The sequence below is a fragment of the Streptomyces purpureus genome (assembly GCF_014648195.1).
Lineage (GTDB): Bacteria > Actinomycetota > Actinomycetes > Streptomycetales > Streptomycetaceae > Streptomyces > Streptomyces purpureus.
On sequence record NZ_BMQQ01000047.1, the window covers coordinates 23,800 to 32,907 of the forward strand.

At 72.1% G+C, this 9,108-nt stretch carries 7 protein-coding genes; 6 read left to right on the forward strand and 1 reads right to left on the reverse strand.

The window, feature by feature from the left end; all coding sequences use genetic code 11:
* The first annotated feature begins 279 nt into the window (after positions 1-279).
* From IEZ01_RS32920 to IEZ01_RS32935, 4 genes are read left to right on the forward strand one after another with little or no spacing between them, the layout of a single operon-like run.
* Positions 280-2,244, forward strand: a complete 1,965-nt coding sequence (locus IEZ01_RS32920; protein ID WP_019891694.1) for a maltotransferase domain-containing protein — start codon at positions 280-282, stop codon at positions 2,242-2,244.
* Complete coding sequence (gene treS, locus IEZ01_RS32925) at positions 2,241-4,046, forward strand: maltose alpha-D-glucosyltransferase (protein WP_019891695.1); 1,806 nt, start codon at positions 2,241-2,243, stop codon at positions 4,044-4,046. The genes IEZ01_RS32920 and treS overlap by 4 nt, the downstream gene beginning before the upstream one ends.
* Positions 4,043-5,389 carry a maltokinase N-terminal cap-like domain-containing protein gene (locus IEZ01_RS35795; protein WP_189205417.1) on the forward strand — a complete coding sequence of 449 codons (1,347 nt, stop codon included), beginning with the start codon at positions 4,043-4,045 and terminating at the stop codon, positions 5,387-5,389. The genes treS and IEZ01_RS35795 overlap by 4 nt, the downstream gene beginning before the upstream one ends.
* A complete protein-coding gene (locus tag IEZ01_RS32935) occupies positions 5,386-6,042 on the forward strand; it encodes a DsbA family oxidoreductase (RefSeq protein WP_189205419.1) in 657 nt (218 codons plus the stop codon). Before IEZ01_RS35795 ends, IEZ01_RS32935 begins: the two co-directional genes overlap by 4 nt.
* Here IEZ01_RS32935 and IEZ01_RS32940 read toward each other — a convergent pair.
* Positions 5,993-6,517 (reverse strand): MarR family winged helix-turn-helix transcriptional regulator, encoded by a 525-nt coding sequence (locus tag IEZ01_RS32940; RefSeq protein WP_189205421.1) that lies wholly within the window; start codon positions 6,515-6,517, stop codon positions 5,993-5,995. The two genes, IEZ01_RS32935 and IEZ01_RS32940, sit on opposite strands and share 50 nt — an antisense overlap.
* A gap of 150 nt (positions 6,518-6,667) precedes the next feature.
* Here IEZ01_RS32940 and galU point away from each other — a divergent pair, with 150 nt between their 5' ends.
* Both galU and IEZ01_RS32950 read left to right on the forward strand, forming a co-directional pair.
* Positions 6,668-7,591 carry a UTP--glucose-1-phosphate uridylyltransferase GalU gene (galU, locus tag IEZ01_RS32945; protein WP_028798328.1) on the forward strand — a complete coding sequence of 308 codons (924 nt, stop codon included), beginning with the start codon at positions 6,668-6,670 and terminating at the stop codon, positions 7,589-7,591.
* A gap of 323 nt (positions 7,592-7,914) precedes the next feature.
* A complete protein-coding gene (locus tag IEZ01_RS32950) occupies positions 7,915-9,003 on the forward strand; it encodes a ParB/RepB/Spo0J family partition protein (RefSeq protein WP_189205423.1) in 1,089 nt (362 codons plus the stop codon).
* Positions 9,004-9,108 lie beyond the last annotated feature (105 nt).

Here is a 9,108-nt window from a genome sequence, read left to right on the forward strand (position 1 = left end):
GCCCCGCACCCCACCCGCCAGGCGGCCCCCCACCCGCCCACCCCACCCCACCCCGCACCCGCATGCCCACCCGCGTCCGTCCGGCGGCGCCAGGCGCTGACCACCGCCCCACCCGCACCACCCCACCGGCACCACCACACCCGTAGCCCCGCCGGCTCGGCAGGGGGACCACACACCGTCACACAGCACGCAGTCACACAGCACACCGTCACACCCGCACGCAGTCACTCAGCAGGTCAAGGACGTCGCAGCTTTGAGGAAGTTGGGGGAGGCAGCACCATGACCGGCCGTATCACCATCGACGACATCACGCCCGTGATCTCCCACGGCGCCTACCCGGCCAAGGCCACCACGGGGGAGTACCTCCCCATCGCCGCGACCGTGTGGCGCGAGGGCCACGAGGCGGTGGGCGCCACCGTCACCCTCACCGGCCCCGACGGCCGCCCGGGACCGCCGGTGCCCATGACCCCCGACCCCGGCGACCCCGACCGCTTCAGCGCCGTCGTGGTCCCCGGCACCCCCGGCCCGTACACCTTCCACATCACCGCCTACGCCGACCCGTGGGCGACCTGGTGCGCCGAGATCACCGCCCACCTCCAGGCCGGGCCGCGCACCGGCCTCGACAACGAACTGGAGTTGGGCGCCCGTCTCTTGGAGCGTGCCGCCGCCCACCACAGCGGCCCGGCCCGCTCAGCCCTCCTCGCCGCGGCCGCCCAGCTGCGCACCCCCACCCGCCCCGCAGGCCCCAAGGAGCAGGCGAAGGCGGCCCGGCAGGTGCTGGCCGGGCCGGCACCGGGGCTGATGGCCGAGCGGCCTGTGATGGACCTGGTCACCCACTCCGCGGCGCAGCCGCTGACGGTGGAGCGGGTGCGGGCCCGGTTTTCCAGCTGGTACGAGCTGTTTCCGCGGTCCACCGGCGGCCGGGACGCCGAAGGCCGGCCGGTGCACGGCACCATGGTCACCGCCGCGGCCGAGCTGCCCCGGATCGCGGCCATGGGCTTCGACGTCGTCTACCTGCCGCCGATCCATCCCATCGGCCGTATCCGCCGCAAGGGCCGCAACAACGCGCTCACCGCAAGGGAAGGCGACGTCGGCTCGCCCTGGGCGGTCGGCTCCGCCGACGGCGGGCACACCGCCCTCCACCCTGCTCTGGGGACCCTTGAGGACTTCGACGCCTTCGTCGCCCAGGCCGCCGCCCTCGGCATCGAGACTGCGCTCGACCTGGCCCTGCAGTGCGCCCCGGACCATCCCTGGCTCACCACCCGCCGCCAGTGGTTCACCACACGCCCCGACGGCACCATCGCCCACGCCGCGAACCCGCCCAAAACCTATGAGGACATCCACCCGCTCAACTTCGACACCGACCCCGAAGGACTGGCCGCCGAGATCGAAGCCATCGTCCGCTTCTGGATGGCCCGCGGCATCCGGGCCTTCCGCGTCGACAACCCCCACACCAAACCCGCCGCCCACTGGCAGCGCCTGATCCGCGCCATCCACACCACCGACCCCGACGTCCTCTTCCTCGCCGAGGCCTTCACCCGCCCCACCGTCATGAAAGGCCTGGCCCGCTGCGGCTTCAGCCAGTCCTACACCTACTTCACCTGGTGCACCACCAAGCAGGAACTCACCGACTACGCCACCGAACTCGCAACCACCACAGCCGACTTCCTGCGCCCCAACATCTTCCCCACCACCCCCGACATCCTGCCCGCCCACCTCCACCACGCGCCCGCGGCCATGTTCGCGCTGCGCGCCACCCTCGCCGCGACCCTCTCCCCCTCCTGGGGCATCATCAGCGGCTACGAACTGGGCGAAGCAACCCCCCTCACCCCCGACGGCGAGGACTACCTCGACTCCGAGAAATACCAGCTCACCCCCCGCGACTTCACCACCCCCACCCCCCACAGCGCCTTCCTGACGAGCTGGATCACCCACCTCAACACCCTGCGCCGCACCCACAGCGCCCTGCAGCAGCTGCGCACCCTGCGCTTCCACCCACTCGACAACGACCACCTCATCGCCTACAGCAAGCACGATGCGGCCACCGGCGACGGCGTGCTGTGCGTGGTCACCCTCGATCCCCACCAGACCCAGCAGGGCACCCTCACCCTCACCCGGCCGCTGGCCGGGATGTGGGCGGTGGAGGAAATCACCGGCGACAAGGCCCAGTTGACCCACCGCCTCGACATCAAGATCGACCCCGCCCAGGCCCCGGCCCGTATCTACACCTGGAGGAACCCATGAGCCACAGCCCGCACCCGGACTGGTTCAAGCAGGCCGTCTTCTACGAGGTCCTCGTCCGCTCCTTCCAGGACAGCAACGGCGACGGCATCGGCGACCTCAAAGGGCTCACCTCCCGCCTGGACTACCTGCAATGGCTCGGCGTGGACTGCCTGTGGCTGCCCCCGTTCTTCGACTCACCCCTGCGCGACGGCGGCTACGACGTCGCCGACTACCGGCGGGTGCTGCCGGAGTTCGGCACCCTTGAGGACTTCACCGACCTCCTGGCCGCCGCCCACGCCCGCGGCATCCGCGTCATCACCGACATGGTCATGAACCACACCAGCGACCAGCACCCCTGGTTCCAGGCCTCCCGCACCGACCCCGACGGCCCCTACGGCGACTTCTACGTCTGGGCCGACGACGACACCCGCTACCCCGACGCGCGGATCATCTTCGTCGACACCGAAACCTCCAACTGGACCTTCGACCCGGTGCGCAAGCAGTACTTCTGGCACCGCTTCTTCTCCCACCAGCCCGACCTCAACTACGACAACCCCGCCGTCCAGGAAGCCATGCTCGAAGCCCTGAAGTTCTGGCTCGACCTCGGCGTGGACGGATTCCGCCTCGACGCCGTCCCCTACCTCTACCAGCAGGACGGCACCAACTGCGAAAACCTCCCCGCCACCCACGCCTTCCTCAAACGCGTCCGCGCCATGGTCGACGCCCACTACCCCGGCCGGGTCCTGCTCGCCGAGGCCAACCAGTGGCCCGAGGACGTCGTCGACTACTTCGGCGACTACGAAAAAGACGGCGACGAATGCCACATGGCGTTCCACTTCCCCCTCATGCCGCGGATCTTCATGGCCGTACGCAAGGAATCGAAGTTCCCCATCTCCGAGATCCTCGCCTCCACCCCCAAGATCCCCGCCGGCTGCCAGTGGGGCATCTTCCTGCGCAACCACGACGAACTCACCCTCGAAATGGTCTCCGGCGAAGAACGCGACTACATGTACGACCAGTACGCCGCCGACCCCCGCATGCGCGCCAACATCGGCATCCGCCGCCGCCTGGCCCCCCTGCTCGACAACGACCGCAAACAGATCGAACTGTTCACCGCCCTGCTGCTGTCCCTGCCCGGCTCACCCGTCCTCTACTACGGCGACGAAATCGGCATGGGCGACAACATCTGGCTCGGCGACCGCGACGCCGTACGCACCCCCATGCAATGGACCCCCGACCGCAACGCCGGCTTCTCCACCGGCGACCCCGGCAGCCTCACCCTGCCCACCAACCTCACCCCCGTCTACGGCTACCAGGCCCTCAACGTCGAAACCCAGAGTGACAACAGCGCCTCCCTGCTGAACTGGACCCGCAACATGCTCGCCGCCCGCCGCGCCCACGACGCCTTCGGCCTGGGAACCTTCGAGGAGATACCCACCTCCAACCCCGCCGTCCTGGCCTACCTGCGCCACCACACCGGCCCCGACGGCACCTCCTCCACCGTGCTGTGCGTCAACAACCTCTCCGCCCACCCCCAGCCCGTCGAACTCGACCTGCGCGCCCACCGCGGCGTCAGCCCCGTCGAACTCATGGGCCGCACCACCTTCCCCATGATCACCACCCGCCCCTACCAGCTCAGCCTCGCCGGCCACGGCTTCTACTGGTTCTGCGTCAACCCCCACCTCATCCTCGCCAACGCCCCCACCGCCGACGACCACGCAGGCGACCAGGCTGGTGAGTTGTCCGGCGAACCGGCCGGCCAGTGGGCAGGCGAACCGGAGGGGCAGCTGGGCGAGTTGGCCGACGAGGTGGCCACCGGATGACCCCGCCCGCCCTGGCCTGGGGCAGCCTGGAGCACGCCCTGAAGACCTGGCTGCCCCGCCAGCGCTGGTACCCGGCCAAGAACCGGCCCCTGTCCCATGTCTCCATCGCCCACACCTGGCCCTTCACCCCCACCCCCACCCCCGGTTCTGGCCCCGGCCGGCGGGCGGGGGAGGGGCGGGCGGTGGCCGGGGTCGTGCTGGTCACCCGCGCCCACTTCGCCGACGGCCGCCCCACCGAGACGTACCAGATCCCCGTCGGCATCCACCCCGCCGCCACCCCCGCCGCCAGCCGCCCGCACGATCCGGCCACCATCGCCCACCTGGACGGCACCCTCGTCTACGAAGCCACAGCCGACCCCCACCTCATCGGCCACCTCACCGGCCGGCCGGTGGCCACCACCCGCCCGCTGAACGCCGAACAAACCAACACCTCACTGATCGTCGACGAGACCCACGTCCTGAAAATCTTCCGCCGCCTGCACACCGGCACCAACCCCGACCTCGAACTCCAGCGCGCCCTTCGCCCGCTGGCCGCCGACCACACCCCACCACTGGCCGGAGCCGTCGAAGGCGACATCGACGGCCGCCGCTTCACCTACGCCCTGATCACCCGCTACCTGCCCGCCGCCACCGACGGATGGCAGGCCGCCCTGGCCGCCCTGGCCACCCCCCACGCCGACTTCACCGCCGACGCCCACGCCATGGGCACCACCACGGGCCGTATCCACACCGCCCTGGCCACCGCCTTCCCCACCCGCACCCTCGACACCGCCGGCCTGACCGCCCTGGCCGCGCACCTGACCCGCCGCTACCACGCCGCCCGCGCGCTCGTGCCCGCCCTCGCCCGCCACGAGCGCGCCGTGTACCACGCCTGCCAGGCCCTCACCCACGTGAGCGGCCCCGTGCGCCTGCAGCGCATCCACGGCGACCTCCACCTCGGCCAGTGGCTGCGCTGCCCACAGGGCTGGCTGCTGACCGACTTCGAAGGCGAACCCGCCCAGCCCATCGACCACCGCACCCGCCCGCACAGCACCCACGCCGACATCGCCGCCATGCTCCGCTCCTTCGACTACGCCGCCCACCACACCCCGGGCTCCGGGCCCGCCGCGGGCGACGGGCCGCGCGCGGCGGCGGCCCGGTTCGCCGAACGGGCCCAGCAGGCCTTCCTCGACGGCTACACCACCGCCACCGGCGACGACCCGCGCCACCACCCCGTACTGCTGCGCGCCCACCTGCTCGACAAGGCCCTGTACGAAGCCGCCTACGAAACCACCCACCGCCCCCAGCGCGCGGCCATCCCGCTGGCCGCCCTGGACCGCCTCACCGAAGGGGACACGCCGTGACCGTGACCATCGGCGTCTGGTTCGACTTCATCTGCCCGTTCTCCGTGATGACCCGCAAAGTCATCCGCGACACCCTCGACCTCACCGACCCGCACGTGCCGGTGCTGCACCACCCCTTCGAGATGCACCCCGACGGCATCCCCGCCACCGGCAAACGCGAATACCCCGACCAGGTCTGGGAGCGGTCCGTGCTGCCGATGGCCCAGCGCCTGGGCGTCGCCTTCCCGGCCACCCCCGCACCGTTCCTCCCCGACACCGGCCCCGCCCTGCGCGGCCACCACTACGCCGCCCGCCACGGCCTGTCCGACACCTACGACGCCCGCGTCTTCGACGCCTTCTTCCAAGAACAGCAGGACATCGGCGACCTCGCCGTCCTGACCCACCTCGCCGCCCAGACCGGCCTGGACCCCGGCGAGTTCGCCGCCCACCTCACCTCCCCGGCCGACCTCGCCCGCCACCGCGCCGCCCAGGAAGCCGCCCGCAGCGTCTGGGGCATCCACACCGCCCCCACCATCACCATCGGCCGCTGGCGCACCGAAGGCGTCCCCGACGCCGGCCGCCTGGCCGAAGTCCTCGCCCACGCCCGGACAACCGACCGGCGTCCTACTCCTCCCGCTCGAGCACGACGGCAGCCTGCTCCAGCAAGGCGATAAGCGCGTCCACCACCCCCGCCGGGAGCCGCTCCAACAGCCTGGTGTGCTGGGCCGCCACCTCCGCCTCGATCCCCGCCACCAGGCCCAGGCCCTCCTCGGTCAGCTGCACCCACGAACTGCGCCCGTCATACAGATCCGCCTCCCGCACCACATACCCCGACTCCGTCATCCGCCGCACCACCTTCGTCGTCCCGCCCGACGACAGCGCACACAGCTCCATCAGATCCGTCGGCTTCAGCCGCCGCCCCGGCCCCGACCTCACCAGCGCCACCAGCACATCCACATCCGCCCGGTTCAAACCGTGCAGCGCGGCCTGCGCGTTCACCGCCGCCTCCATCGCCGCACTCACCCGCCCCGCCAGCCCCAGCAGCTCCGCCGCCGCCCCCGCCGCAACCCGCCCGCCCCCCACCCCGGCCACGCCCGCCGTATTGCCGCCCGTGCCGTCCACGCCCGCACCCACCCGCACACCCGCCATTCCCTGATCCTTCCCCGCCCGGCCAGCGCATTGTAGACGCGGCCCCCCAACCACCCCGCCACCCAAAACAATTCCCGCGAGTTGCCCAAATAGAGACGCCCCCGCGCCAAATTCTTCCCGCCCTTCAAACCCGCCACTACCGTTTTCCTCATGAATTCCACTCCCGGCCGAATCACCAAGGCAGTTGTCCCAGTGGCTGGCCTCGGAACGCGTTTTCTCCCCGCCACCAAAGCCACCCCCAAGGAAATGCTCCCGGTGGTCGACAAGCCCGCCATCCAGTACGTCGTCGAAGAAGCCGCCGCCGCCGGCATGTCCGACGTCCTGATGGTCACCGGCCGCAACAAGCGGCCCCTGGAAGACCACTTCGACCGCAACTGGGAGCTGGAAGAAGCCCTCACCCGCAAAGGCGACGCCGACCGCCTGGCCCGCGTGAACGCCGCCAGCGAACTGGCCGCCATCCACTACGTCCGCCAGGGCGACCCCAAAGGCCTGGGCCACGCCGTCCTGTGCGCCGCCCCCCACGTCGGCGACGAACCCTTCGCCGTCCTGCTCGGCGACGACCTCATCGACCCCCGCGACCCGCTGCTGACCACCATGGCCGACATCCAAGCCCAGCACGGTGGCAGCGTCGTCGCCCTCATGGAGGTCGACCCCTCCCAGATCCACCTCTACGGCTGCGCCGCCGTCCAGCCCACCGGCCGGCCCGGCACCGTACGCGTCACCGACCTCGTCGAAAAGCCCGAACCCGGCACCGCGCCCAGCAACCTCGCCGTCATCGGCCGCTACCTCCTCGACCCCGAGATCTTTACGGTCCTGCGCACCACCGAGCCCGGCCGCGGCGGCGAGATCCAGCTCACCGACGCCCTGCGCCACCTCGCCCGCACCCCCGAGTGCGGCCCCGTCCACGGCGTCGTCTTCACCGGCCGCCGCTACGACACCGGCGACCGCGCCGACTACCTGCGCGCCACCGTCCGCCTCGCCTGGGAACGCGACGACCTTGGCCCCGAATTCCGCAGCTGGCTCCGCGAATTCATCAACGACCCCGCCCGCCAGCCCCTGCGCCCGGCCGCCTGAAACACCGCTGTGCAACCGGGGAAAATCCTCACTTGCCCACCCGCGCGCGGCCACCATTTCAGCAAGTTGCCACAATCGGCGCCGCATCCCCGCCCAGGCACGCGAAAAACCCCGGCCCGTCCGTAATCTCGTCCGCGGCGCGCCCCCGGGCCCCGCTCCCACGCCCCCGGGCGCGGGGCCCGGCCCCGCCCACGGCACCACCCGGACCCGCTGAACTCCCGCCCCACGCACCGCTGCACAGCCCAGCCCAGCCCTGCCCCCAACGCCACACCCCCGGGGCCCCTTATTCACGACGACGACAAAGAACGGGGGAGCACACGCCGATGGACACCCACCTGACCCACCACCACGCCCCCCCGACACCCGCCGTCGCCGGCGACGGCGCCGGCGACGGCGTGGTCCAGATCCCCCTCGGCCTGCTCCTGCCGGCCGACTCGCCCCGCATGAGCGGCGAAAACCTCCAGCACGCCCGCACCCTGATGGCCCTGGACGACGGCTGGCCGCCCATCCTCGTCCACCGCCCCACCATGCGCGTCATCGACGGCATGCACCGGCTGCGCGCGGCAATCCTGCGCCAACAGCCCCTGGTCGAGGTCGAGTTCTTCGACGGCACCCCCGAAGACGCCTTCGTCCGCGCCGTCAGCGCCAACATCGGCCACGGCCTGCCCCTCACCCTGGCCGAACGCACCGCGGCCGCCGCCCGCATCATCATCTCCCACCCCCACTGGTCCGACCGGGCCGTCGCCGCCGCCTGCGGACTGGCCGCCAAGACCGTCGGCGCCCTGCGCCGCCGCGGCGCCCCCGACCCCGACCAGCCGCCCGGCCCGCCCGCCCGCCTCGGCCAGGACGGCCGCATCCGCCCCCTGTCCAGCGCCGAAGGCCGCCGCCTGGCCGGCCGCCTCATCAACGACACACCCGACGCCTCCTTACGCGAAGTCGCCCGCCAGGCCGGGATCTCGCCCGGCACCGTCCGCGACGTCCGCGCCCGCCTCGCCCGCGGCGAAGACCCCGTCCCCGCCGGCCTGCGCACCCCCGCCCCCGCCCCGACCCCCGCCGCGCCCGCGGGGCCGGGAGCGGCCGGCACACCCGGCACGCCCGCGCCGGCAGCCGAACCCGGCCCCGCCCGGCCCGCGGACGGCACCGCCCCACACACCCTCGCCCCGGCCCACCCCGCCGAGGCCGCCGGCCTCGAAAACCTCTTCCGCGCCCTGTGCCGCGACCCGGCACTGCGCCAGAGCGAATCAGGCCGGCTGATGCTGCGCGCGCTCGAGCTCCATCTGCCCGCGCAGTGGCGGCGGATCACCGGATCCGTCCCCCACCACCGCGCCGCCCTGGCCGCCGCCGCGGCCCAGGAATGCGCGAAAGCCTGGCAGGAATTCGCCGCTCACCTGCAGCGGATCCCGCTCTCCTGACAGCAAGAGAAACAAAGAAAGGAAGTAGCCATGTCGGCGGTTGATGAGGTGTCTGTTGCTGGTGGTGTGCGGGGGGTGGAGCCCGGGCCGCCGACGGTGATGACG

What these genes read in the sequence shown, in the direction of transcription:
- IEZ01_RS32920 (WP_019891694.1), top strand. Translation starts at nt 280, where the DNA reads ATGACCGGCCGTATCACCATCGACGACATCACGCCCGTGATCTCCCAC.
- treS (WP_019891695.1), top strand. Translation starts at nt 2,241, where the DNA reads ATGAGCCACAGCCCGCACCCGGACTGGTTCAAGCAGGCCGTCTTCTAC.
- IEZ01_RS35795 (WP_189205417.1), top strand. Translation starts at nt 4,043, where the DNA reads ATGACCCCGCCCGCCCTGGCCTGGGGCAGCCTGGAGCACGCCCTGAAG.
- IEZ01_RS32940 (WP_189205421.1), bottom strand. Translation starts at nt 6,517, where the DNA reads ATGGCGGGTGTGCGGGTGGGTGCGGGCGTGGACGGCACGGGCGGCAAT.
- galU (WP_028798328.1), top strand. Translation starts at nt 6,668, where the DNA reads ATGAATTCCACTCCCGGCCGAATCACCAAGGCAGTTGTCCCAGTGGCT.
- IEZ01_RS32950 (WP_189205423.1), top strand. Translation starts at nt 7,915, where the DNA reads ATGGACACCCACCTGACCCACCACCACGCCCCCCCGACACCCGCCGTC.